The organism is Aquimarina sp. RZ0 (assembly GCF_008370685.1).
Lineage (GTDB): Bacteria > Bacteroidota > Bacteroidia > Flavobacteriales > Flavobacteriaceae > Aquimarina.
In genome coordinates this window covers 45,256-70,953 of the sequence record NZ_VTZU01000018.1, presented here as the reverse complement: position 1 = coordinate 70,953, position 25,698 = coordinate 45,256, and the positions used below count along the sequence as shown (strand labels likewise).

21 protein-coding genes are annotated in these 25,698 nt (G+C 33.8%); 9 read left to right on the top strand and 12 right to left on the bottom strand.

Annotated elements, in window-relative coordinates:
- From F0000_RS08830 to F0000_RS08820, 3 genes are all read right to left on the bottom strand, one after another.
- Positions 1–1,167: an efflux RND transporter periplasmic adaptor subunit gene (locus F0000_RS08830; RefSeq protein WP_149624354.1), complete on the bottom strand. Its 1,167-nt coding sequence runs from the start codon at positions 1,165–1,167 to the stop codon at positions 1–3.
- Between the two features lie 307 nt (positions 1,168–1,474).
- A complete protein-coding gene (locus F0000_RS08825; RefSeq protein ID WP_149624353.1) occupies positions 1,475–1,930 on the bottom strand; it encodes a MarR family winged helix-turn-helix transcriptional regulator in 456 nt (151 codons plus the stop codon).
- Positions 1,931–2,156: 226 nt separating this feature from the next.
- Positions 2,157–4,073 (bottom strand): ABC-F family ATP-binding cassette domain-containing protein, encoded by a 1,917-nt coding sequence (locus F0000_RS08820; protein ID WP_149624352.1) that lies wholly within the window; start codon positions 4,071–4,073, stop codon positions 2,157–2,159.
- A 56-nt stretch (positions 4,074–4,129) separates the two neighbouring features.
- Here F0000_RS08820 and F0000_RS08815 point away from each other — a divergent pair, with 56 nt between their 5' ends.
- Positions 4,130–4,516 carry a DUF983 domain-containing protein gene (locus F0000_RS08815; RefSeq protein ID WP_149624351.1) on the top strand — a complete coding sequence of 129 codons (387 nt, stop codon included), beginning with the start codon at positions 4,130–4,132 and terminating at the stop codon, positions 4,514–4,516.
- Here the strand turns inward: F0000_RS08815 and F0000_RS08810 are convergent.
- From F0000_RS08810 to F0000_RS08775, 8 genes are all read right to left on the bottom strand, one after another.
- On the bottom strand, positions 4,508–5,554 hold the full coding sequence (locus F0000_RS08810; RefSeq protein WP_149624350.1) for an FAD-binding oxidoreductase: 1,047 nt from the start codon (positions 5,552–5,554) through the stop codon (positions 4,508–4,510). The genes F0000_RS08815 and F0000_RS08810 overlap by 9 nt on opposite strands.
- Before the next feature lie 73 nt (positions 5,555–5,627).
- Complete coding sequence (gldN, locus tag F0000_RS08805) at positions 5,628–6,518, bottom strand: gliding motility protein GldN (RefSeq protein WP_149624349.1); 891 nt, start codon at positions 6,516–6,518, stop codon at positions 5,628–5,630.
- 15 nt (positions 6,519–6,533) lie between these two features.
- Complete coding sequence (gene gldM / locus F0000_RS08800; protein WP_149624348.1) at positions 6,534–8,081, bottom strand: gliding motility protein GldM; 1,548 nt, start codon at positions 8,079–8,081, stop codon at positions 6,534–6,536.
- A 45-nt stretch (positions 8,082–8,126) separates the two neighbouring features.
- A complete protein-coding gene (gene gldL / locus F0000_RS08795; protein WP_149624347.1) occupies positions 8,127–8,753 on the bottom strand; it encodes a gliding motility protein GldL in 627 nt (208 codons plus the stop codon).
- A gap of 89 nt (positions 8,754–8,842) precedes the next feature.
- The gene (gldK, locus tag F0000_RS08790) at positions 8,843–10,210 is read right to left on the bottom strand and encodes a gliding motility lipoprotein GldK (RefSeq protein ID WP_149624346.1); all 1,368 of its coding nucleotides are present in this window, start codon (positions 10,208–10,210) and stop codon (positions 8,843–8,845) included.
- 110 nt (positions 10,211–10,320) lie between these two features.
- Positions 10,321–11,484: a formimidoylglutamase gene (locus F0000_RS08785; RefSeq protein ID WP_149624345.1), complete on the bottom strand. Its 1,164-nt coding sequence runs from the start codon at positions 11,482–11,484 to the stop codon at positions 10,321–10,323.
- Positions 11,485–11,489: 5 nt separating this feature from the next.
- On the bottom strand, positions 11,490–13,994 hold the full coding sequence (topA, locus tag F0000_RS08780) for a type I DNA topoisomerase (protein ID WP_149624344.1): 2,505 nt from the start codon (positions 13,992–13,994) through the stop codon (positions 11,490–11,492).
- A gap of 107 nt (positions 13,995–14,101) precedes the next feature.
- On the bottom strand, positions 14,102–14,866 hold the full coding sequence (locus F0000_RS08775; protein WP_255452680.1) for a hypothetical protein: 765 nt from the start codon (positions 14,864–14,866) through the stop codon (positions 14,102–14,104).
- 151 nt (positions 14,867–15,017) lie between these two features.
- Here F0000_RS08775 and miaB point away from each other — a divergent pair, with 151 nt between their 5' ends.
- The 8 genes from miaB (at position 15,018) to groL (ending at position 22,591) form a co-directional block, all read left to right on the top strand.
- Positions 15,018–16,463 (top strand): tRNA (N6-isopentenyl adenosine(37)-C2)-methylthiotransferase MiaB, encoded by a 1,446-nt coding sequence (gene miaB / locus F0000_RS08770; protein ID WP_149624342.1) that lies wholly within the window; start codon positions 15,018–15,020, stop codon positions 16,461–16,463.
- Positions 16,464–16,478: 15 nt separating this feature from the next.
- Entirely contained in the window at positions 16,479–17,303 is an 825-nt protein-coding gene (locus F0000_RS08765; protein WP_149624341.1) for a hypothetical protein, read from the top strand.
- Between the two features lie 5 nt (positions 17,304–17,308).
- On the top strand, positions 17,309–18,577 hold the full coding sequence (locus tag F0000_RS08760) for a sigma 54-interacting transcriptional regulator (RefSeq protein ID WP_149624340.1): 1,269 nt from the start codon (positions 17,309–17,311) through the stop codon (positions 18,575–18,577).
- Positions 18,567–19,175, top strand: coding sequence for an LptE family protein (locus F0000_RS08755; protein WP_368668080.1), 609 nt, complete (start codon positions 18,567–18,569; stop codon positions 19,173–19,175). Before F0000_RS08760 ends, F0000_RS08755 begins: the two co-directional genes overlap by 11 nt.
- Before the next feature lie 16 nt (positions 19,176–19,191).
- A complete protein-coding gene (locus tag F0000_RS08750; protein WP_149624339.1) occupies positions 19,192–20,151 on the top strand; it encodes a hypothetical protein in 960 nt (319 codons plus the stop codon).
- An 8-nt stretch (positions 20,152–20,159) separates the two neighbouring features.
- On the top strand, positions 20,160–20,489 hold the full coding sequence (secG, locus tag F0000_RS08745) for a preprotein translocase subunit SecG (protein ID WP_149624338.1): 330 nt from the start codon (positions 20,160–20,162) through the stop codon (positions 20,487–20,489).
- 150 nt (positions 20,490–20,639) lie between these two features.
- Positions 20,640–20,915 carry a co-chaperone GroES gene (groES, locus tag F0000_RS08740; protein WP_149624337.1) on the top strand — a complete coding sequence of 92 codons (276 nt, stop codon included), beginning with the start codon at positions 20,640–20,642 and terminating at the stop codon, positions 20,913–20,915.
- Between the two features lie 35 nt (positions 20,916–20,950).
- Positions 20,951–22,591, top strand: a complete 1,641-nt coding sequence (groL, locus tag F0000_RS08735) for a chaperonin GroEL (RefSeq protein WP_149624336.1) — start codon at positions 20,951–20,953, stop codon at positions 22,589–22,591.
- A 262-nt stretch (positions 22,592–22,853) separates the two neighbouring features.
- Here groL and F0000_RS08730 read toward each other — a convergent pair whose 3' ends face one another.
- Entirely contained in the window at positions 22,854–25,391 is a 2,538-nt protein-coding gene (locus F0000_RS08730) for a discoidin domain-containing protein (RefSeq protein ID WP_149624335.1), read from the bottom strand.
- Positions 25,392–25,698 lie beyond the last annotated feature (307 nt).

Sequence of the window (25,698 nt, the reverse complement as noted above, 5' to 3'; positions counted from 1 at the left end):
CTACTGTTTTTTATAAGCATTAACAGTTTTGTCATTTTTGACGGGGGAAGTCTCTTTTTTTTCCTGATATACTTTCACCAACATTCCTGCGTATGCTCCGGGAGTAGGTTTACTAAGAATTATATCTCCATTAGGAACTCCTTTGACAACTACTTTTTTATCAGAAAAAAATACGGGTTGCACATCAATAATATCTAAAATACTATCTCTGACCACAAAAATTTTATCTTCTTCTTGTAATAAGTTTCTGTCTATCTCTATAGCATTGTCTTCGTTACGGGTATCCAGATAGGCTTCCAGATACATTCCTTCTTTAAGTGATGAATCTTTTACTTCTATAACGGTAGTAATCGTTTGGGTTGCCTGATCTATACTACCATTTATTCTGGTCACAGTTCCTACATATTTTTTGGATTTATTAAGATCTGAAAGTGAGACGGGCGCTCCTATCCTTAATAAATCAGCATATTCTTTTCCTATTGCCACTTCTATCTCATACACTCCTGTTTTTATAAATTCTCCTAGTTTCTGACCTTGACGAATCAAAGTTCCTTCTGTTACCAATGCTTCTGTAAGTACTCCCGAGAATGGAGTTATAATCCTATATTTAGACAATCGTTGCTCCAGATTCTTTACATTGTAATAATTTGAGTAGATATTTCTTCCGGTTATAAAATATTTTTCTTTTTCTGAAGTAGTTTCCGGAAGTGGAAGTATTGTTTTATTAATATCAAAGCTGCTGAGATAGTTTTGCCATTTTTTATAAATATCCGGATAGTCTAATCGCAAATCAGGCATAATAGATGTAATCAAATTATATAAATTACTTTTTGCTGATTGTACAGATGCATAATATTCTGATGCATCTATCCTGATAAGTGTTTCTCCTTTTTGAAATCTTTGACCCGTTTTAAAAAGTTTAGCACCTCCTTTGAATACTCCCTGAACTTCTGCATATAGCGCTACACGTCTTTTTGCTATCAAATTACCATTAGCCGAGATTTTAATAGGGATAGAAGTATTTTTTACGGTGTCTACAAAGACAGTCTTGATCACTTTGCCAGGTTTGGGCTTAAATCTTGTTTTGCTTGCTATGATCTCCTTGGCTGCGAATATGGATCCAGCGATTAATAACAATCCTAAAATAGCAAGTATAACGTTTCTCATATAAAGAGTAGGATAAAAATAAGTTTCACACTTAGAGCTTGTTTAAAAAACTTACTTCCTGAAAACAACTATTCTGAGAACCGCGAATTTTTAATATTCAGATACCCATATAATTTATAAGTATCTTCCGACTCTCAAACTATTGATTTTTAGTTTATATTCTTTTAAAAAATGCTCTTACATTATGGCACAAAACTATCAACAACTATACTAGCTTGCAGTTAAAAAACTCATAAAATTGAAATTACAAAAAAAGGATCCCTAAAATAGTTAGACACCCTTCTTAATATTATTATTAAATCTATGGTTATTCTGCTATCTCTTCAATTTTAGATTTTATCTTCTTTAGTGTAGTAATTAAATTTTCTATTTCTTCATTACTTAGACTTTCTTGTACTGCTGGAATAAGATTATACATAATAGGCGTCACTTTTTCTATTATTTCTTTTCCATAATCAGTAAGAAATATACGATTTACTCTTCTGTCATTCTCATCACTTTTTCGTACTACCAGATCTTTACTTTCCATGGTGTTTATTAATCTGGTCATAGAAGTTTTATCTCTATGCGTAATAAAAGCCAGATCATTTTGTGGTTGTCCATCATTTACTTTTAAACGTTTTAGAACACTCCATTGTTCTTTTGATAAATCTAATCCATTCTCACTAAACGCTTTCTGAACTAAGAATCCAAAATCATAATGAATTTTCCCCACCCAAGATAAGGCATGAGCATTTAAATCTATGGCTTTTGTATCATTCATAAATAACATAATTTAATTTACGGTTACAAAAATATCTATAAATATTTAGTTGTCCCTCCAAGTAACGATAAAATTATTAGAAAAGTGTATTATATTTTATAACTTAATATTACAGTAACATACAGGCATTCAATGATCTTTAAAAAACAACATCGATTACAGAAAAAATCTTAATAAAAGCTTTTATCTTTATAAAACTTATAAAAAAAACAGCAAATAAAAATACTTAAGACAATGCATCAATTTCTTCCTGTAAGGTTTCCCAGTTCTCCATAAAAGATACTAATTGATCTTTTTTTGCCTGATATTTATCAAAAAAACCTGGTTGCGAGATTGTCTGATCATAGTTTATAGCTAATTCTACATCAATTTCTTTGATCTCTCTTTCTAATTTATTGATCTTGGACTCTACATTACTCAACCTATTATTTAGTGATTTTAGTTTCTTTTGATCCTCATAAGATTGCTTTGCTGTTTCTTTGGTTGTAGAAATAGTTTTAGGCTTCTTGTCTTTTTTCTCAATATCTCTAAGATCTGCTACCCTTCTTTGCTCTAAATAAAAATCGATATCTCCCAGGTATTCTTTGATCTGTTTATCTTTAAACTCATATACAGTATCTGTCAATCCTTGCAGAAAATCCCTATCATGAGATACTAAAATTAATGTTCCTTCAAAGCTTTTTAAAGCTTCTTTTAAGATATTCTTAGATTTAATATCCAGATGATTTGTAGGCTCATCCATAACCAACACATTAAAAGGCTCTAATAACATCTTACATAATGCTAAACGATTACGTTCGCCCCCAGAAAGCACTTTTACTTTTTTATCCACTTCATCTCCCCGAAACAAAAATGCTCCCAGCATATCCCTGACTTTACTGCGAGTCTTTTCGTTTGCAGCATTCACCATCGTGTCGTGAATAGTCAATTCTCCATCCAAGTATTCTGATTGATTTTGTGCAAAATATCCGATCTGTACATTATGACCTAGTTTTAAATTCCCTGCATAGGGTATTTCTTCGATTATCATTTTTGCCAAGGTAGATTTTCCTTGACCATTCTGACCTACAAATGCTGTTTTTGAACCTCTTTCTACTAATAGGTTAATATCTTTAAGAATCTCTTTATCACCATAACATTTGCCTACTTTTTCTGCTTCGATAACAACTCTTCCTGGCTGGATGCTTATTGGAAAACTGATATTCATTACGGCATTATCATCTTCATCTACCTCTATTCGCTCTACTTTATCTAATTTTTTGATAAGCGACTGTGCCATAGAAGCTTTTGTAGCCTTTGCTCTAAATTTCTCGATCAGTTTTTCTGTTTGTTCAATCTGTTTTGACTGATTTTTCTGAGCAGCGAGTTGCTGTTCCCGCATCTCCTTGCGCAATACCAAATACTTAGAATATGGTTTATTGTAATCATAGATACGACCTAATGATATTTCGATCGTTCTATTGGTAACATTATCTAGAAACATTTTATCGTGAGAAACGATGACCACTACGCCTGCGTAGTTTTTTAAAAAGTTCTCTAACCATATTATGGACTCTATATCCAGGTGATTAGTAGGCTCATCCAGCAATAGAATATCATTATTTTGCAATAGTAGTTTTGCCAATTCTATCCGCATACGCCATCCTCCCGAAAAAGTATCTGTAAGTTTCTCAAAATCTTCCCTTGCAAATCCAAGTCCCTGCAAAACTCGTTCTGTCTCACCTTGATAATTATACCCTCCTAATATCTCGTATTGATGCGTATAGTCGCTTAAATCGGTTATCAGCTGATTATAGCTTTCGCTTTCATAATCCGTTCTTTCTGCTAGTTTAATATTAATAGCATCAATCTCTCGTTCTATCTTTTTTATCTCTGTAAAAGCTTCATAAGATTCATCTAGAACCGTGCGTCCTAATACAAAATCAATATCCTGTTTTAGAAAACCAATTTTCACTTCTTTATCCATCGCAATCTGACCAGAATCTGGCTCTTGCTCTTTGGATAATATCTTAAGCATAGTAGATTTTCCTGCTCCATTCTTTCCTACTAGTCCTACTCTGTCTCCTGCGCTTAATCTAAAGGCTATTTCTTCAAATAGGTATTCTCCTCCAAACGAAATTGATAAGTTATGTATGTTTAACATGAGCTTTTGAATATTTTGTGCAAAGATGACTAATTTTGTAATAGAATAAAAGTACTATGGGTATCTTAAAAGGAACAAAAATTTACAGCATTTTTACGGGTAGCTGTCCTGTATGCCATGAAGAAAGTATGTATACGCAACAAAATCCATACAAACTAAGCGAAACACTAAAAATGAATGAACGCTGTAGTCATTGTAATACTAAGTATAAAATTGAACCTTCTTTTTTCTATGGTGCAATGTATGTAAGTTATCCCGTTGGAATTGCTTTTGCCGTAGCAGCTTTTGTTATAGGGTTCTTTATTTTTAAACTAAACTTAGTTGCTTCATTTTTTTTAATTACAGCAACTATGATTGTTTTTTTACCTGTTATTCTAAGAATATCCCGTAATATCTGGATCAACTTTTTTATGCATTATAAAAAAGAAAAGGAATTATCTTAATTTCTCAAAACGCTTACAATCTATCTCTTTTTCTAAAGGCTCTTTTTTTTCTATATAATTATACAGTTTTTCTGCTACATAAGGCCCCGCTAGAATCCCCCTACTGCCTAGCCCATTAAAGATATGAACATTTCCATATTCCGGATGTGAACCTAATAAAGGCTTTCTATCTCTTGTCGTTGGCCTAATACCAGCTACCTGGTCTATAATTTCATAATCGACATTCATAAAAGACTGTACTTTTCTTTCTAACTCTTCTCGTGCAGATTGCGTAATTATGGCAGTTTTATCATTGTTGTTATAAGTAGCTCCGATTTTATATAGATCATCCCCTAGCGGAATAATAAAAATAGATGCTTTTACTGCTTGTCTTAGTTTTAATTTTCTTGATCTAATAATTATATATTCTCCTTTATTACCAGGTAAAGGCAAATAATTGAATAGTGGATTATTTAAGACTCCAAAACCTTCAGTAAAAACAATATTTCTGGCTTTTATACCTTTATAGACTACAAAATCAGGTGTAATCTCTAAAAATGTGTGCTCAAAAGATTGTTTTATCAGCCTATCATTCTCCTCAAGATGTCTAAGATATAAGGAGAGCATCTTTTTTACATCTATCCTTCCTGTATACTTTACTCCTCCAAAATGATATGGAATATCCAGCGCTTTATTATTATTTTTTATTAATTCTGAAGATAAATATGTTTCTAAAACTGGCTTATCACAAGCTTCAAACCATAAATTTTGTTCCTCTACAGAAGTAAATCTTCTTAATACAGGTAATTCTATGAGAAGGGATTCTTCTAATTTTTGTTCTAAACTTTTATAAAAATGTACTGCAATTTTTAATTGCTCTGATGATTTCCAGGCAGAGGTAAAACGTTTTAAGATTACAGGATTATAAAGTCCACCTGCCACTCTGGAAGATAACTGAGATCCATCTTCATAAACGATAAAAGATTTCTTATGATCTTCTAATTGTTCCGCAAAAGATAATCCAGCTAATCCAAATCCTACGATTATATAATCTATCATTGATCAAAAATAATAAAAGCGCTCAACATTTTGCTGAGCGCTTTATTAATTATATCTTATAGAGATTGATGTTCTAATAACTCCACATATCCATTTCAAAATTTCTAATACTTTCTTTGATACGTTCACTTTCCAGTAATTGCATTAAAGCATTATCAATTACATAATCCGTAACGGCGCGGTCACCCTGAATATTATCTTCTCGATTAATAACAGAATTAAATCGTCTTGCATTAAGAATATGATCATAAGTAAATGGCATAGAAGTATTTCTTCGATTAAATGCTGTTGCATTATGAAGAACATCCCTAGCCTCAGGATACCAAACCCAGAACAAAGGAACCATATCCGGCTCATCATCTTCTATAAAGTTTACATCTGGTGCAACCGGAGCAATTCCCAGCAATCTATATCTCAATTCCCCTTGTCTTTTATCAAAATACCAATATCCTCTGATATGATATTCTGATATATCGGCAGCAGAAATATCTCTTCTTTCTATGTACTGAGGATCTACTTGTTCACCAGCATTAAATTGCTCATATCCAAGATCTAATGTGTCAATTTTTGATAAAGTAGACTCAAGATCTTCTAATGTTCTCGTTTCATTAAAATATGAATCTGAGTAAATCTTTTGTATTTTCCCGTTTTTGATATTAGACATCAACACATCATATAAAGCACGTCTTTCTGATCCAATATTCACTGTATCTATAGGATAATACAACGGAAAATTTATACGCTCATCAAGATCGATAGTTTCCCAAGTAGTCTTAGCCCATAATACATCACGTTTATCAACATATCCGTATTCTAATGGACGGTCATTATCCGCATCTATTTGCTCCTGTGTTTTCTTTCCTATCTCATCAGGGTCATTAGCGTTTAGAATATTAGCCTGGCCATATGATAGCATAGTCACGCATAATCCAAAAACAGTTAATGATAAATTTCTCAAATTCATAATTGTTAGTTTTTTTTAGTTCGTTAACTCAACAATAACAGGAGATATCTTCTTTACCTTATACGTAGAGTTAGTAGTTAACTTGGCTTTAATATCAATAATCTGAACTGAAGATCCTCTTTTCGCCTTTCTAAGTGTCGATTTTGCTCTAGAGTTTAATCTTCCTCCAGAAACTGTTACGGTAGGTTGACCTTCTACTTTAAACTTAAAACTTGTAACCTTAAGTTTTAAATCAAAATCAAAATCTGGAAGTATTGCACCTATAGAGGATTTATCCAAACCACTCTTAGACATTTTTATACTACCGTCCTCACCACGAACCGTACCTATAGGTCTTGGAAGATCTTTAATTCTAAATTTCTTACTATCACTTACAGATGTTCCGTTAGCAAGTTTTCCACTCACTTTGATACTCACTTCACGAGCTTTTACTTTGGTCACATCCATCACATATTTACCAGTACCACCAGCTTTTCTTAAACCAGGAGCTGTAGCATTTACTGCTGGCACACCAGGAATAGAAATTGTCATTGGGTTCTTAACCCCACGGTACACCACATTCATTTTATCAGCTGAAATAACTGCAGAATTAGGTTTTGGTATTACTGCATAAGAACTTTTGATAGGAATGGTTACAGTAGAATCACCTTCTTTAAATTGTAATTCTCCTTTTACCTCTCTTTCTCCTACATTACCTGCAGGGAAATCAAGCATAATTTGTCCATTCTCTACTTTATCCTGATCTACTCCATTAACCGTTACCTTTGTTGGTTTTAATGTAGCATCAAAACGACCTAGTACAATACGTCCTTTAAACTTCTCTCCACTAAAGAAAGCTGTTTTATCAGGAACCACAATCGCTTCATAATTACTGAAAGAAAGTTCAGATGCCTGCTGTCCTGCTAATAATGCAGATAACACTTTACTCTCTGTAGTTTTAACATCCGCTTGCATCTGCGTTAATTTTGTCAAAGATGCTACTAAAGGAAATCCTTCAAAGTTATACTTCAACCAATTAACATTTACATTATCTCTATTTTTAACATCTTCAGTAGAGAACGTTTTTTCTACATCATCTGCTACAGTGGGCTCAACTTCTTTTACTGATCTGATTGCAGAAGATACTCCATCTCTGTAGGTAGCTACCTGACTAATAAATTCATCTGCATCCTTTGTGGTTTTACCACTTTTAAAGAATTTTTGATCCAACAAATCAGGTCGATCCATTTTCTCGTAATCAGTAGGATCTGTACTTTCTGCCAATATTTCTGTTTTAATCCCTTCTATAAAAGCATTAAAATCATTAGACAAAGCACTTATCTGATCCGCCTTTTCCTTAAGCGGTGTATACTTCTCAGGTTGCTCAGAAACTTTTTCTGCTAAACCTGCCATAAAAGCGTTATTACGCTCTGTCGAAATAGTATTAGAAGCTGCTAGTTTTTCATTCATCAAACCGAAAGCTGACAATACTTCTTTTGACATATTTAATGCCATCATCGCTATAAATACCAAGTACATAAGATTTATCATCTTCTGCCTTGGTGATAATTTTCCTCCTGCCATATTATTATGTTATATTTTGGTAGTTATTTTTTAATTAATTAAATACTAATTTCTATTCATAGCACTTAACATACCACCATATACTCCATTAAGAGAAGACAGGTTACTTGCAAGACTTTCCATCTGATCTTTAAGCTTCTGTGCATTATCAGCGATTGCTTGATTAGCAGCAGCTTGAGATGCAGAAGACTCTAACTGAACTTTGTAAAGACTATTTAAAGACTCTAACTGAGTTGCAGCTTTAGACATCTCTTCACTATACTTCTTTTGACCCTGAATTGCGTCTACTGTAGGAGAAATATTTTTTGCAGCTCCTTCAAAATTACGAATACTGTCTCCAAGACTACTCATCAAACTAGAATCTAATCTAGCTTCTTTAAGCATATCATCTAGTTTTTTAGATAACAATCCTTCTGGAGTTTCTTTTTCTATTTTGTCTTTTTTAGAACCACCAGCTAATTCTGGGTATACTAATGACCAATCTATCTCGTCATCAACTGGTTCGAATGCAGAAACGGTAAATACTAATGCCTCTGTTACCAAACCAACAATAAGCATTTCATTTCCTAAAGGCCAGTGCATAATTTTAAATAATGCCCCAAGGATTACTACAGCCGCTCCGAGACCGTATACCATGTTCATTAACTTCTTGCTTGATTTTGAATTTGCCATAATAAATGTGTTTAGTTTTTTTTTAAATTTTAAATTAATAAATAAAAAAGGTTAGTAATTAAGTTGATAGAATTCTTTTGGGACTTAACTTAATTTTGAGTATTATCTTCTCCAGTTACGTCAGTACCCATATAATCCTGTACAGTTCTGAATCCGATATAACTTCTAGCAGAGTCAGCGTATTCGTAATCTCTGGTACTTACCTGTAGGAAGTAAGCAACATCTTTCCAAGATCCTCCTCGCACAACTTTTCGTTTATTTTGATCATCATTAACATTCGGGTTCATTGATGAAACATATTCATAAGATGCAGGGTCATAAGAGGACTGCACCCACTCAGAAACATTACCTGCCATATTATAAAGATTATAATCATTTGGCTCAAATGTTTTGGCTTCTACTGTATATAAGAAATTATCAGCAGCATAGTTTCCTCTAAGAGGTTTAAAGTTTGCCAAAAAGCAACCTCTATCATTAAGAGCGTAAGGACCACCCCAAGGGTACGTTCCAGATTCTAATCCGCCACGAGCAGCATATTCCCATTCTGCCTCGGTAGGCAATCTGAAATAATTAACAAACTCCTTGTTACGCTTTTTCTGATATGAATTTTTTTCTATAGTTCTCCAAGTACAAAAGGCTTTTGCCTGTTCCCAGGAAACACCTACAACCGGATAATCATCATAAGCACTATGCCAGAAATAATCATTATGCATTGGCTCATTATAAGAATAATTGAAATCTTTTATCCATACTGTCGTATCTGGATACACTTCTATAACTTCTTCTTTTACAAAATCTTTTCTTCCTCCTTTTTTGGCACGTGCAGCAGCTTGTATATCCATCCAAGTAAATCTAAATTTAAATTTACTTACATCAAAAGTACGCCTACCATTATAAGATTCCTCCAAAGGAATATAAAGAGTATCCATAACTTCTGTATAGAATTCATCAGGATAATCTTCAACATCCCACTCGATATCTATATCTTTGTTGAGTTTTCTCCCTTCATAACCTGTTTCTCCTATACCAGTATAGTTGTCATACACATATTTCTCGTAAACAGACATGTCCTCTGTGTTGGCATCTAAGAATGCATATTCCCCGATACCATCATCACCAGGGGCTTTGCCAAGATCGTCTGCCATAATCGCGAGTTTCATTCTAACTGTAGAATCGCGAACCCAACGAACAAACTGTCTGTATTCACTATTAGTAACTTCAGTCTCGTCCATGTAAAAAGATCGAACAGTAACTGTTTTTGTTGGCGCGTTTGCGAGCGCAGCTTTGTCATCATCGGATTTACCCATAATGAATGATCCTCCGGGGATGAGTGCCATTCCATACGGTTTCTCCGGATGCCATTTTTTCCCTTTTACTCCGACAAGTTCTCCGCGACTTCCGCCACCACAACTGTAGAGCATTGCTATAATAGCAAAGAGTGATACAAATTTCTTCATAACGTGTTTTAGGTTAAGATCTTTGAGATTTAAGTTGGTAAACCTATTTATTTATTTTCAGAAAAACAATTTTTTTCCAAAAAAAACCTTAAATCTCCCTAATAAAAATGTTAAACTTCGTTTTTTCGTTTTGCTTTATACCATCTTTCAGGTATTTCTTGATTACAAGCACGCTCATAATCGTTGTATGTGCAAGGTAATAACGTGTGTCTTTTCAATTTATTATTGCCAGATGAAATAAAAGGTATTTCTATCCACCATCTTTCGGTTTTATGACTTTTATAAAACGACAACACTTCGTCTTCTACCGGTACATTATAATGAAGGGTACCTGCCTGATTCTTAATATCTAATTCATAAGATCTATAGTTGACACCTTCTATGAAATACCATACTATTTGTGCTATTAATAAAGATATAGTCTCTTCTTCCTTAAAATTTTTAAATTCATAAATTCCAAAACTTTTTACTTTATCACTAATACCCGCATATCTGGAAATTGCACATATTTCCCTTCCATCAAAACCATTGGGAGACACAAAGTGCTGATTATACCCCATAGAAGACATCGCGCCAAGATCTACTGCCACAATATCAGCATCTCTCATTATAGGCTCCACAATCGTTACATCTGATATTACTTCTCCTAATCTATATGCATCAAAATACAATTTCTCCATCAGATCTATTTCTTCTTGAGAGTTATAATAAGTCTGATATCCAATATTACTATAGTTAAAAAGATTATAAGGTTGTTCTACGATGATTTTACCGATAAAAGAGTTATTTTTAATTGGCTGTGATGAGTTCCCCAGATCAAATCTACCATCCACATTCACCAGATTAACCATTCTTTCTAAAATATCAAAAGCCCTATACTGAGCATATACTAAATCCTGACTCCCTCCTATTATTAGTGGTATAATATTTTTTTGAAGAAGCGTAGATAGAATTTCCTGCATCAAATAATATGTATCACCTACTTCTTCTCCAGGATGTATATCTCCCAAATCAACAATAGAAGTATGCCAGTTTCCAGGATACAGGCTATACAATGATTTACGTATTGCACTAAAATCTATTTCTGCTCCAGAAAAATCGACATCATTCCTATTTTCTTTTATACCGATAATTGCAAGATCTGCTTTACTCAAATCAGGAACACCTGTATCAGATGTATGAATCTTAATTTGCTTTCCTAGAGATTGATCTTGAATTGAATTGACATAATCAGCTACCGCATCACTAACAGGAGAAAGAAATTCGAAAGACATATTTTTTACTTCTTTTTAGTGGTCTTTTTTTTAGTAGTTTTCTTTTTTGTTGCTGCTTTTTTCTTAGGAGCATTTTTCTCTATAAGATCTTTAACCTTATCCAAGGTAAGTTTAGTCGCATCTACAGTTTTAGGAAGCTCAATCTTAACTTTTCCCTGAATGATATTGCTTCTGCCCCACCTTGCTTTCTCTACACGAATTCCATCTTCTTCCCAATTATGGATTACTTTATCAATTTCTTTCTGTTTTTTATCTTCAATCAACTGGATGATATCCTGATCAGAAAGATTATCAAAATCATACTTTTTGTTCACATTGATAAACATGCTATTCCATTTAATAAACGGACCAAATCTCCCTGTCCCTTTCTGAACTGGTAAATTTTCATATATATATATAGGTGCATCTGCTTTTTCTTTGGCGTCAATCAACTCAATCGCTCTATCTAATGAAGTATTGAGAGGATCTTCTCCTTTTTCTAAGGAAACAAATTTATCGCCAAAACGAATATACGGACCAAAACGACCATTACTAACAATAATCGTTTCTTCTTTATACACCCCCAACTCTTTTGGCAGTTGGAATAAATCCATTGCCTCCTGAAAAGTGATACTACTCAAAGTCTGTCCTGGACCTAAACTTGCAAATTTTGGTTTATCCTCATCTTCTGCTGTACCAATCTGAACCATTGCACCAAATTTACCCAAACGCACACTTACAGGTTTTCCTGAATCTGGATCTTCTCCCAAAATTCTTTCACCCACTTCTCGATCAGCATTCTGAGACACATCTTCAACTCTAGGATGAAATTCCTCATAAAACTCCTTCATCACCTGAGTCCAGTCTTCATTCCCTTCTGCTATACCATCAAAGTCCTGTTCTACTTTTGCTGTGAAATTATAATCTAATATTGATGAAAAATGATTCACCAAGAAATCATTCACAACCATGCCAACATCTGTAGGGATTAATTTCCCTTTATCACTCCCTATTTTTTCTGTCAGACCTTTCTCTTGTATAGCTTCTCCAGAAAGTACCATCTGGATATAGGCACGATCTTCTCCTTCTTTAGAACCTTTTTCTATATATTTTCTATTCTGAATCGTAGATATCGTAGGTGCATAAGTAGATGGACGACCTATCCCTAATTCTTCCAATTTTTTAACCAAAGCAGCTTCAGAATATCTGCTTGGCGGTCTTGTAAATCTTTCTGTAGCCGAAATATACTTATTAAATAATTTTTCTGACACCCTCATCGCAGGAAGAATTCCACTTTGCTCTTCATCTTCATCATCACTTCCTTCTAAGTATACTTTTAAAAAGCCTTCAAATTTGATGACCTCACCATTAGCAGTAAAATGCTCCTTATGTGTATCCGCACCGATTTTAACATTTGTTCTTTCTAATTGCGCATCGCTCATTTGAGAAGCAATGGCTCTTTTCCATATTAATTCATACAATCTTTGCTGATCATACTCTGCAGGAACGGTATGTCTTGAGAAATCAGTAGGCCTGATGGCTTCGTGAGCTTCTTGAGCCCCTTTTGCCTTACCTTTATATTGCTTAGGGTTACTATATTCTTCTCCGTATGCGGATAAAATTTCTGCTTTCGCTCCATTCTGAGCCTCTCCAGACAAATTTACACTGTCCGTTCTCATGTATGTAATTAACCCGGCTTCATATAAGCGCTGCGCCATGGTCATAGTCTTACTAACAGAAAAATATAATTTTCGAGATGCTTCTTGCTGCAATGTGGATGTTGTAAATGGTGGTGCCGGAGATTTTTTTGCTGGTTTTGTAGTAAGGTCGGCAACCCGAAATGCTGCGCCAATATTATTCTTTAAAAAATCTTCTGCAGCAGCTTTAGTAGGGAAATTCTTAGGAAGTTTTGCTTTGAAAGATTTTCCTTTTTCATTTGCAAACTCTGCATCAATTCTATAAGACGCAACAGGCTTAAATCCTACTATTTTACGCTCTCTTTCTACAATCAAACGTACTGACACAGACTGTACTCTACCCGCAGACAGACCTCCTTTTACCTTTCTCCATAAAACAGGAGACAATTCGTATCCCACCAATCTATCCAGAACACGCCTGGCTTGCTGTGCATTAACCAGATTGTAATCAATTGCCCTTGGATTCTCAATTGCTTTAAGAATCGCTTTTTTTGTAATCTCATGAAAAACAATTCTTCTGGTTCTCTTTTCATCTAATTTTAATGCTTCTGCCAAGTGCCAGGCAATCGCTTCTCCTTCTCGATCCTCATCACTAGCCAGCCAAACCATTTCTGCTTTTTTAGAAAGATCCTTCAACTTCTTTACAACATCTTTCTTATCTTTTGAGACTATATATTTAGGTTTAAAACCTTCTTCAACATCAACTCCAAGCTCTTTTGCAGGTAAATCTGCAATATGTCCAAAACTAGAGGCAACGATGTATTCTTTTCCAAGAAACTTTTCTATTGTCTTTGCCTTAGCTGGTGACTCTACAATCACTAAATTCTTAGCCATAATCCTTAATTTTCAGAGAACAAAAGTATATGAATTTTTTGACACCAAAATTTTTTCGTGAAAATTTATAGTAAAAATATTATATCCTAATAAAGTTGCCTTCTTTATTACATACTTACATTATCCCGAGTATCCATCTCATTAGTATTTTGGAAACCAATCGTGTCCTTATACATAAAATACACTGGTAAATAGACAAAAGAAACTGTAAAAAATATACCTACTCCACACATAATCAGCCCCACAAATTCGGCTAAAACAGAAGATATAATAATCAACAAAAATGCTATTAACCAAATTTTATTTCCTAATTTAAAACTTGATTTAATTAAATCTGAAGTATTTATATCAGGATTAAAAGCAAATAAAACACCTAACAACTGTAAAGGAACAATTACATAAAACAGAGGAATAAAACACAATAAGGTAGCCAATAATGATATCCCAAAGGTAGCTATCGCTAACCCAAGAATCTTTCCCAAATATTTTCCTTTGAAAAACATGAAGTATCCGGAGCTTTCGTTTTCACCCAAATCCACTTGTTTACAAACGCGATAAAAATGAGCGGTAATTCCGAATTGAAATGCTGAAGCAATCATAGAAACTACAATTACTAACACTATAAATAAAATAGCCAACCCTATAGACAATTCTTCAAATTGACTGGGATACTCTCCATAAGACTCTTCAAAACCAGTTAATCCAACTAGTGCAATTACAGGAATATACATTACAAAAATTAAGGGTAGCACAATGACCATAGAAAGGAGCAAATGAACAAACCCTTGTAGCCATACTTTTTTAAATAATTCAATGCTTTTATTGAAAATGTTACCAAAATCTATTGGGTTGCTATTTTCAATTTTCTCCATGAGTTGATTAGAATTCATACGCGATTTAATTAATTAATTTTATTAAAGATATATATTTAAGGAAATATAACCCTGTCACTTTGTCATATATTGTTTTAAAGAGTATCTTTGCACACTATTTGAATTAAATCTGCAAGGATATCAGTATACAATGGAGAAGATTATTGATGAAAATGTTCAGGGGCAAGCGCTGTCCTTAGAAAAAAAAGAAGGAAATAGCCGCAAACTTTTTATCGAAAGTTATGGTTGCCAGATGAATTTTAGTGATAGTGAAATTGTAGCTTCGATTTTAGCTAAAGAGGGTTTTAACACCACTCAAAATCTAGAAGATGCAGATCTGGTTCTGGTTAACACTTGCTCTATCCGTGAAAAAGCAGAATTAACGGTTAGGAAACGTCTGGAAAAATACAATGCTGTAAAAAGAACAAACCCAAAGATGAAAGTAGGTGTTTTGGGATGTATGGCAGAACGCTTGAAAAGTAAATTTCTGGAAGAAGAAAAAATTGTAGATCTGGTTGTAGGTCCTGATGCTTATAAAGATTTACCAAATTTGATTGAAGAAGTAGATGCAGGTAGAAATGCAGTAAATGTTGTACTGTCAAAAGAAGAAACTTATGGAGATATTTCTCCAGTAAGATTACAAAGCAATGGTGTATCCGCTTTTGTATCTATTACCAGAGGCTGTGATAATATGTGTACCTTTTGCGTAGTACCCTTTACCAGAGGTAGAGAACGAAGTCGGGATCCCCAAAGTATCTTAAAAGAAATAGATGATCTGGTACTTTCAAATTTTAAAGAGATTACGTTACTCGGGCAGAATGTGGATAGTTATTTATGGTATGGCGGTGGTCTGAAAAAAGATTTTGATAAAGCTAGTGACTTTCAGAAAGCTACCTCAACAAACTTTGCAAAGTTATTAGATATGGTTGCTGAGAAATATCCAAAACTACGTATACGCTTCTCGACTTCTAATCCTCAAGATATGACATTAGCTGTTATCAAGGTAATGGCAAAACATAAAAACATTTGCAAACATATTCATCTCCCTATACAAAGCGGTAGTGACCGAATCTTGAAAGAAATGAATCGTTTACACACCAGACAAGAATACATTGATCTAGTTGACAATATCAAAAAAATAATTCCTGATTGCTCAATCACACAAGATATGATCATCGGTTTCCCAACAGAAACCGAAGAAGATCATCAGGATACATTATTGCTATTAGAACAAATAAAATATGAGCACGGATATATGTATGCTTATTCTGAAAGACCTGGCACACTTGCAGAACGAAAATTAGAGGATGATGTGCCCGAAGAAGTTAAGAAAAGAAGACTTGCAGAAGTAATCGCCCTACAACGTAAACATTGTGCCTATAGACACGAATCATATATAGGACAAACTTTTGAAGTATTAATAGAAAAAGAGTCCAAAAAATCAGCGCTGCATTGGAGCGGAAGAACTACAAAAAATATAGTTGCAATTTTTCCTAAAGAAACATATAACATTGGTGATTTTGTAATGGTACGGATTGATCAGTGCACCAGTGCAACTTTACTCGGAGAAGCAGTTGGGTATTCTAAAAACAACTAATAATTATCCTTAAGAATGAAGATACACATAAAGACATTAATAACTTTTTTCATTATTACTTTACTATTGTCTTGTGATAGTAATGATGGATCATTTAATGATGACCCGTTGATACTTAAAAAAATTGAATCCGAAACATCCCATTCTAAATATAATGAGAAAGGACAATTTGTAAATAATCAATCTATTAATAACGAAGATAGTTTAGTGACTTTCGATATAACTTATAATGAAAAAAATAGAAGATCCACCTATTTTTCTTTATTAGGGCAAACCGAAAGAATTAGAGAATATGTTTATGACGAATCAGGTAAAATAATAAAAATTAAACCGTCTTCTAATAACCAATATGAAGAACCCGTGTTAATTTATTCATATGATTCAAATATAATAACTACCGAAAACCAAGAACATAAATTCGTTTTCACATTTGAAGATGATACTTATGAAGTTTTAAAAAGATTTCAAACTATAAATTTAAGCTCTGAGGAAATTGTTTTTGAAGAAAGCTATATATATATTAATGGAAATCTGCACAAAAATATCATATCTATTGGAGAAGATTTTCTTAATAAATCAGGCACTTATAAATATGATAACAGAAGAAACCCTAGAGCAGAAGGTGACAAAATTAATTTTATTAATAAAATCTTAGAACGCACTTACTCTGGTTCTTTAACAACTATGTTATCTGACTTAGGGTCTAATAACCGAATAAATGTCCCTCAATCAAACAATAAAATTGTCCTAGAATACAATAACAGAAATTATCCAATCAAAGAGACTGTTTTTAATCAAAATGGGGATCAATTAAGTCAACTAATTTTTAAATATTATTAAAACAAATGGAATCAGTTCAAGCTACAAAACAAAGATTTGGGATTATAGGTAATGACCCTAAACTAAACCGTTCTGTAGAAAAAGCAATTCAGGTTGCTCCTACAGATATTTCGGTTCTGGTAACAGGAGAAAGTGGTGTAGGTAAAGAAAGTATTCCTAAAATTATACACTCACTATCCCATCGCAAACACGGCAAATACATTGCTGTCAATTGTGGAGCTATCCCGGAAGGAACGATTGACAGTGAACTATTTGGTCACGAAAAAGGAGCTTTTACAGGAGCAACATCAACCAGAAATGGGTACTTTGAGGTAGCTGATGGTGGAACAATATTTCTCGATGAAGTAGGAGAACTACCATTAACCACTCAGGTACGGCTATTAAGAGTACTGGAAAATGGTGAATTTATTAAAGTAGGTTCTTCTAAGGTGCAAAAAACTGATGTCAGAATTGTAGCAGCTACTAATGTTAATATGTTTGAAGCTATTAAGAAAGAGAGATTTCGTGAAGACTTATACTATCGTTTAAGTACCATAGAGATTCTATTACCTCCCCTGCGAGATCGAGAAGAAGATATCCATCTGTTATTTAGGAAATTTGCTTCTGATTTTGCAACAAAATATAAAATGCCTACTATTCGTTTAGAAGAAGAAGCCATATTATTATTAGAGAAATATCATTGGAGTGGTAATATCAGACAATTGCGCAACATTGCAGAGCAAGTTTCAGTCCTTGAACAAAACAGAACTATTACTGCTAATACCTTGAGAGGATACCTCCCTAATATAGGAAGCAATTTACCAGCAGTAATCTCTTCTGATAAAAAGGATAGTGATTTCAGCAACGAGAGAGAGATATTATACAAAGTACTTTTTGATATGAAAAACGATCTTAATGATCTCAAAAAGTTAACTATGGAATTAATGCAAAGCGATAATTCTAAAGAAGTTCAAAAAGAAAATGAAGGGTTAATTAGAAAAATTTACAGAGATGAAGATGAAGATGACCAGCCGATACGTTTTGATAAGCAACCTGTCAAACCTACAACAGAAGTATTACAAATAACTTCTCCTGTTATTCCTCAAAAAGAAGATGACAAATATCATTTTGCAGAAGAAATCGAAGAAGAAGAAACATTATCATTGCATGATAAAGAATTAGAATTGATCAGAAAATCACTGGAGCGTCATCGTGGTAAACGCAAAGCAGCTGCAGAAGAATTGGGTATCAGTGAGCGAACTTTATATAGGAAAATTAAACAATATGATTTATAAAGTTTCAGTAAATAATTTTGGCTATTCAAAAAACAATAAAAAAAACACATCATTTTTTCCATACAGAATTAAAATAATTAAGAAATTACAAACACCAATGATTAGATTAAAACATGCGATTGTATTACTAATAAGTATTTCTTTACTACAAGGATGTGGCGCATACTCATTTAGTGGTATCAATACAACTGCAACCTCATTTCAGGTTGGCTTTTTTCAGAATCAGGCACCTATTATTATTCCGGGAATTGATCAGACGTTTACCAATCAATTACAGGACTTAATTCTTAATCAAACAAATCTAAATCTGGTTACCTCTAATGGAGACCTTTTATATGAAGGAGAGATTGTACAATACTATATAGCTCCTACAAATGCTACATCAGAAAACACTGCTGCTCAGAACCGACTTACCATTGCAATAAATGTGCGCTTTTATGACTCAAAAGACCCTAAAGAAGACTTAGAACAACGTTTTTCTTTCTTTTTTGATTATCCAGCAGCTCAATCAGAAACAGCAGTACGAGAAGAAGCTATACAAATAATATATGACAGAATCACACAAGATATCCTAAACGCTACCTTAGCAAAATGGTAATTAGATAAATTATTTTTTGAACACTAAAGAACTTACATATCTGTTACAAAACCCTACGTTACTTACCGTAGAGCATACGCATAGTTTAGAAAAACTCAGTAAAGAGTTTCCCTATTTTCAATCCATACGATCATTAGTACTAAAAGGGTTAAAAGATCAAGAAAGTTTTAGATACAATCAAGAATTAAAAACCACAGCTGCATATACAACAGACAGAAGTGTTTTGTTTGATTTTATCACTTCTTCTCTTTTTGATAGTAAAACACCATCTCTTCTTTCAGAAAAAAAGAACAATATCGATATTGATGTAATAGATCCCGAAGAAGTAAAGATGTTACAACGGATTTCTATTGATGATGCCGTTACTATGAAAATAGAAGAGGCAGAAGAAGTATTAGACCCCTCTTTGTTTTCATCTAAAGAGGAAAATACCAGTATCGATCATCATACTACTGTTGCAGAAGCATTAATAAATCAGTTTGAAAAAAACAAGTCCCTCTCAGCTCCTGAACCTGAAGAAAGCCCTGAGCAAACATTAGAGATTGACAAACCATTGGAGTTTGACAAAAAAGAAACACATTCTTTTTCTGAATGGCTAAAAATAAGCTCTTTACAACCTATAATAAGAAATGCTGATGAAAAAAGTATAGACAAGAATGAAGAGCCGGAAATTGTAGAAGGAGATGGAAAGCTATCTGAACAAAAGCATAAATTCAACTTAATCGATGAATTTATAACCAACAATCCCAAAATCAAACCTGCAGATAAAAGTGCTCCCACCCGCAATCTTGCAAAAGAACATTCTCCTCCAGCAGATGAGATGATGACAGAAACTTTGGCAAAAGTATATCTGGCTCAAAAAAAATACAAAAATGCAATTCAGGCATATCAAATATTAATTTTGAAAAATCCCGAAAAAAGTGGTTTCTTTGCAGACCAAATTCGAGCAATAAAAAAAATACAAGAAAATAAATAAAAAATATAATGACAACGTTTTCAATCTTTTTAATACTAATAGTAATTGTATCATTTTTACTCATTGTAGTAATTATGGTTCAAAACCCTAAAGGTGGTGGACTATCATCTTCTTTTGGTGGTGGAGGTACTCAACAGCTAGGTGGCGTAAAAAAAACTACTGATTTTTTAGATAAAAGTACCTGGGCACTTGCTACTTTATTACTAGTGCTTATTTTATTATCTAATATTGACCTTATGAGTGGAAATGCAAATCAGGATTCTAGCATTGATACTAATGATGTAGAAGTAATTGACACACCTGCTCCAGCAGCAGCAGATGACACTCCAGAAGAATAATTCTCACAAAAACCCAATACAAAATGCCGACTTGTCATATAGTCGGCATTTTTTGTTTCAATTTGTCAGTATAACTTCACTGGCACAATTTCTGAAATAGAAGCTTTATTAAATATTTTTTTTAATCTTTAAAACATAAAACTAATCATAATGGGAGTAAATATTAAACCTCTTTCAGATCGCGTGGTTGTAGAGCCTCTTCCTGCGGAAACGCAAACGGCATCAGGATTATATATCCCTGATTCAGCACAAGAAAAACAGCAAAAAGGTAAGGTTGCCGCTGTAGGTAATGGCAAAAAAGACCATGAAATGACCGTTAAAGTAGGAGACACCGTACTATACGGGAAGTACTCTGGTACCGAGCTAAAATTAGATGGTAACGATTATCTAATTATGCGTGAGGACGACATCCTGGCAATTGTTTAAAAACTGAATCAAAAAAAAACAAATTAAAAAATATTATGGCTAAAGACATAAAATTTGACATAGAAGCACGTGACGGAATCAAACGTGGTGTAGATGCATTGGCAAATGCAGTAAAAGTAACGTTAGGACCTAAAGGTCGTAATGTAATTATTAGTAAATCTTTTGGAGCTCCACAGGTGACTAAAGATGGAGTTTCTGTAGCAAAAGAAGTAGAATTAGAAGATGCTCTGGAGAATATGGGAGCGCAAATGGTAAAAGAAGTTGCTTCTAAAACAAATGATCTTGCAGGAGACGGTACTACAACTGCAACTGTATTAGCTCAAGCTATTGTTAAAGAAGGTCTTAAAAACGTTGCCGCAGGTGCTAACCCAATGGATCTTAAACGAGGCATTGATAAAGCAGTAGAAGCGATCACAGCGGATCTGGAAAAACAAACCAAAGAAGTAGGAAGCTCTACTGATAAAATAAAGCAGGTAGCTGCAATCTCTGCTAATAATGACGGAACTATAGGAGATCTTATTGCTCAGGCTTTTGAAAAAGTGGGTAAAGAAGGTGTGATTACCGTAGAAGAGGCAAAAGGAACAGATACTACTGTAGATATCGTAGAAGGAATGCAGTTTGACAGAGGGTATCTCTCTCCGTATTTCGTTACTGATAGCGAAAAAATGACATCAGATCTTGAGAATCCATATATCTTATTATATGATAAGAAAATTTCTGCAATGAAAGATTTATTGCCTGTTCTAGAGCCTGTAGCTCAGACTGGGAAACCTCTTTTAATCATTGCAGAAGATGTAGATGGAGAAGCATTGGCAACTCTAGTGGTAAATAAACTACGGGGTGCGCTAAAAATTGCTGCTGTAAAAGCTCCAGGATTTGGAGATAGACGTAAAGCAATGTTAGAAGACCTTGCTATCCTCACAGGAGGTACTGTCATCTCTGAAGAAAGAGGATTCACCTTAGAAAATACAACTATAGAACACCTTGGAACTGCAGAAAAAGTAGCGATTGACAAAGACAATACTACTGTTGTAAATGGAGCTGGTGAAGAAGAATTAATCAAAAACAGAGTAAATCAGATCAAGGCTCAAATCGAAACTACTACCTCTGATTATGATAAAGAAAAGTTACAAGAACGTTTAGCTAAACTAGCTGGAGGTGTAGCTGTATTATACGTAGGTGCTGCTTCTGAAGTAGAAATGAAAGAAAAGAAAGATCGTGTAGATGATGCACTTCATGCTACCAGAGCAGCTGTAGAAGAAGGCATTGTTGCCGGTGGTGGTGTCGCCTTAGTAAGAGCAAAAGCAGTATTAGATAAAGTTAAAACTGAAAATGCTGATGAGGCAACTGGTGTACAAATTGTAAACCGTGCTATTGAATCTCCGCTAAGAACTATTGTAGAAAATGCTGGTGGAGAAGGTTCTGTAGTAATTGCTAAAGTAATTGAAGGTAAAAAAGATTTTGGGTACGATGCTAAAACTGATCAATATGTAGATATGTTAAAGGCTGGAATCATCGATCCTAAAAAAGTAACGCGTATCGCCTTAGAAAATGCAGCTTCTGTATCAGGAATGATCCTTACAACAGAATGTGCATTAACTGACATTAAAGAAGATGCCCCTGCTGGTGGAGGCGGAATGCCGCCAATGGGTGGAGGTATGCCTGGAATGATGTAAACGTCAGGCAAGCCAGTACAGGTTATTTATATAGCTTGTTTTGGATTCATAAAATTATAAACCCCATCTCAATTTTTAGAGATGGGGTTTATTTATAACTCACTTTTTAAATACTTGATTTACAAATACATTTAACAGATCAGATCTACGTATATCTGTTTGTATATAACTTCATCCTCTTGAATATATACTATATCTTGTTTTTAATCAGTGTGGCTAAATGGCTAATTCAATATATTGATTAAAATTCATCTACGTTTAACTAGTTTACCATTAATCTTGTAATATTTTTGTCTACCACGACAAAATAAACACCACTAGATAAATCAGAAGTATCAATTGTAGTCTGCCCTTTTTGAGTTATTTTTTTAACTAATGTTCTTCCTGCAAAATCAACTAAAGAAATCGCTTTTCCTTCTTTGGTATTTTGAACGGCTACTAAATCTCCTTTTAAAATAGGGTTAGGATATATAGATATAATTTTTTCCTGTGTATCTATTCCTGCGTATCTACGAGAGTCCAGAGGTGTCCCCATCACTTCTATTTCTGATGGATGTAAAAAATTGGTTCCAATCAATTGAATTCTTACATAACGCGCTATTCTACCTGCATCCATACCAGCACTTGTAGGTCTTGCCGCAGTAGCCTCCTGAAAGAAAACTCCTACCCCTGGTTGATTCGCAGTAGTAACAATATCCTTAGAATCAAATGGCACATCCGAAGTAAATATCTGATATTTACTCAACCGGTCTGCACAGCAATCTGGTCTATTCCATACTTTAATCTCTTTAATATTAAATTGCGCACCTAAATCAATCTCTATCCAGGCATTTGCATCATTATCAGTATGAGCAAAACTATCTCTGTCACCATCCACAGCAAAAGAAGCTGTTAATCCATAAAGTCCACTGGACTGCGTTGCTCGTTTATTAAGTGCTAAATTGGTGATTCCTGGGTTTGGGTTAGGATCAGGATCAGGATTACCACTAACAGGTCTGATTTCCCATTTTTCGGAATCTGTCCGAGGTAATTTTATTCTTCTAAAATATCTATCAAACTCGTAAGTAAACACAAAACGCGTACTAGAATCATCATTTGCAGAATATGCTGCCTGACGCTCATTCCCTCCAGGGAAAATCTCAAAATAATCACTTCCTTCCAAGCTTACGATACTCCAAAAAGGCAATGTATCGCCACTAGGAACATTATTTAAAAAAGGCTGTAGTGCTTGAGGTTGATCAGTAAATACATCAAACTCAGTATATCCTACGTGAGTCTCCAGATATTTATCATTTCCTACGTTCTGGATATAATAAGAATACGGTGGATTGAAAGTTATTTTCCATTGAGAGTTCGTATTTGCTCTATTAGTGGTCATTAAGGTCGAACCATTATTTGAAACAGATAACCTTTGCCCATTAGCTTTATTCACAATTTCATATATTCCATCTTCAACTGCAGGTGCAGGTGAATTCATTTTAATAATACTTTGCTGAACATCTGTATATCCTTCTACAGACATATTACTATTATTCTTTGGGATTTGTACTTTAAAATTTTTATTCTGAGAATACCCTAATCCCGGATTCCTCTTAATGACAATATTATCAGATAATATTTCTGCTGGGATTGGCTCTCTCTCACGAGATTCATAATAGGTGAAATCGATAGAATTTTCGTTTCTTGCGTTTCCTGATCTAAAATCATTTCCTATAACCTTAATATCTTTGGATGCATATCCGGAGATAAAAAAGTTATACGCACCAACAATTTTATTATTTCTAAACTGAATATTATAAGAAGGTTGTAACTCTCTATCCAATTGACAGATTCTGGTACGTTTCAGAGGATCATCTACAGAACAATTAAAAATATTATTCTGGACTCTTATATCATTCGAAAATTCCTCGATATGTATCAAATCTACGGCTCCAGTACTATCATTAAATGTAGAGTTCTTAATAGTGAAATTTCTACATCTGGATACAGCGACACCTGTTTCGTTTATCTTGCAATCATCAATTATGGTATTATTTGTATCCCAAACTACCGGATACTCAGAATTTCCAGCATCAAAGGATATGGCTCTATCATCAAAACCGATAATATCCATTTTGGGCGCTATAATACAGGATTTAAACACTCCCTTAGGAGTTCTATCAGATCTACCAAATCTATTAGCCCAATATCCTATTCTACGCCAATTAATCAGCGAAGTATTAATCATCTTCATACCAATACCATTACCAGAATGCACCCCATATGCTCCTCCATTTAAAACTACATTTTCGAACCTTATTCCTTTGTAATGCTTCTGCTTAATAGTTTCAGGACTTGGCTCTAAATAGGTAGTATGACGTGCATCAATAAGAATGTCATAAACATCTTCTCCATCATCCTTGCGAACAATAGAAATATTTTTGAAAATAATATTATCAGAGCGAAAAGCAAATGTTACGGTGTTTCCCAACGTAGTTCGTATACCAGAGGCTCCTAAAAAAGAAGAATTAAAACCTGCTGGTTCAGCACCCCGTATGGTAAGAGGTTTGTCTATGGTAATAACTTCTAAACCTCCTCCCAAATTATAATGAAGACTTTTAAAAATGAGTACATCACCGCTGGAAGCATTATCAATGGCTCTCTGTATTTTTTTAATCAGATCACCACTATGACCATATTCTCTGTTAAAATCTATATCCTTGGCCTGAAGAAATAGACAGTTAAATGTTAATAGAAATACAAAAATAGAAAATTGAGACGAAATATTCGTCTGCATAAAATTGATAGCTAATTTAAGCATAATATTAAAGTTTTTAAGAGGTTATGTTTTGGTTTTAAGCTGGTCATGTATAATTAAAACAAGGCGAATAGCTCTTACCCTACCTTAATGAAATGTTAATTTTATGTATTAAATGTTAAAGTTTTTTTTGCTTTTTGGATTATTTTTAAAACACTCACCTACAGATAAAATCTAGTTTTTGTATAAAAATTCCTACACTTTTTTAGCATTAAATGCTCCACTTTTAGGTGTTTTTTTGATATTTTCTCTTGAAAAAATAAAGTGCTTTGTACTACAATTCCTAAAATGATATTTTATCGCAATAATT

What these genes read in the sequence shown, in the direction of transcription:
- F0000_RS08830 (WP_149624354.1), bottom strand. Translation starts at nt 1,167, where the DNA reads ATGAGAAACGTTATACTTGCTATTTTAGGATTGTTATTAATCGCTGGA.
- F0000_RS08825 (WP_149624353.1), bottom strand. Translation starts at nt 1,930, where the DNA reads ATGAATGATACAAAAGCCATAGATTTAAATGCTCATGCCTTATCTTGG.
- F0000_RS08820 (WP_149624352.1), bottom strand. Translation starts at nt 4,073, where the DNA reads ATGTTAAACATACATAACTTATCAATTTCGTTTGGAGGAGAATACCTA.
- F0000_RS08815 (WP_149624351.1), top strand. Translation starts at nt 4,130, where the DNA reads ATGGGTATCTTAAAAGGAACAAAAATTTACAGCATTTTTACGGGTAGC.
- F0000_RS08810 (WP_149624350.1), bottom strand. Translation starts at nt 5,554, where the DNA reads ATGATAGATTATATAATCGTAGGATTTGGATTAGCTGGATTATCTTTT.
- gldN (WP_149624349.1), bottom strand. Translation starts at nt 6,518, where the DNA reads ATGAATTTGAGAAATTTATCATTAACTGTTTTTGGATTATGCGTGACT.
- gldM (WP_149624348.1), bottom strand. Translation starts at nt 8,081, where the DNA reads ATGGCAGGAGGAAAATTATCACCAAGGCAGAAGATGATAAATCTTATG.
- gldL (WP_149624347.1), bottom strand. Translation starts at nt 8,753, where the DNA reads ATGGCAAATTCAAAATCAAGCAAGAAGTTAATGAACATGGTATACGGT.
- gldK (WP_149624346.1), bottom strand. Translation starts at nt 10,210, where the DNA reads ATGAAGAAATTTGTATCACTCTTTGCTATTATAGCAATGCTCTACAGT.
- F0000_RS08785 (WP_149624345.1), bottom strand. Translation starts at nt 11,484, where the DNA reads ATGTCTTTCGAATTTCTTTCTCCTGTTAGTGATGCGGTAGCTGATTAT.
- topA (WP_149624344.1), bottom strand. Translation starts at nt 13,994, where the DNA reads ATGGCTAAGAATTTAGTGATTGTAGAGTCACCAGCTAAGGCAAAGACA.
- F0000_RS08775 (WP_255452680.1), bottom strand. Translation starts at nt 14,866, where the DNA reads ATGGAGAAAATTGAAAATAGCAACCCAATAGATTTTGGTAACATTTTC.
- miaB (WP_149624342.1), top strand. Translation starts at nt 15,018, where the DNA reads ATGGAGAAGATTATTGATGAAAATGTTCAGGGGCAAGCGCTGTCCTTA.
- F0000_RS08765 (WP_149624341.1), top strand. Translation starts at nt 16,479, where the DNA reads ATGAAGATACACATAAAGACATTAATAACTTTTTTCATTATTACTTTA.
- F0000_RS08760 (WP_149624340.1), top strand. Translation starts at nt 17,309, where the DNA reads ATGGAATCAGTTCAAGCTACAAAACAAAGATTTGGGATTATAGGTAAT.
- F0000_RS08755 (WP_368668080.1), top strand. Translation starts at nt 18,567, where the DNA reads ATGATTTATAAAGTTTCAGTAAATAATTTTGGCTATTCAAAAAACAAT.
- secG (WP_149624338.1), top strand. Translation starts at nt 20,160, where the DNA reads ATGACAACGTTTTCAATCTTTTTAATACTAATAGTAATTGTATCATTT.
- groES (WP_149624337.1), top strand. Translation starts at nt 20,640, where the DNA reads ATGGGAGTAAATATTAAACCTCTTTCAGATCGCGTGGTTGTAGAGCCT.
- groL (WP_149624336.1), top strand. Translation starts at nt 20,951, where the DNA reads ATGGCTAAAGACATAAAATTTGACATAGAAGCACGTGACGGAATCAAA.
- F0000_RS08730 (WP_149624335.1), bottom strand. Translation starts at nt 25,391, where the DNA reads ATGCTTAAATTAGCTATCAATTTTATGCAGACGAATATTTCGTCTCAA.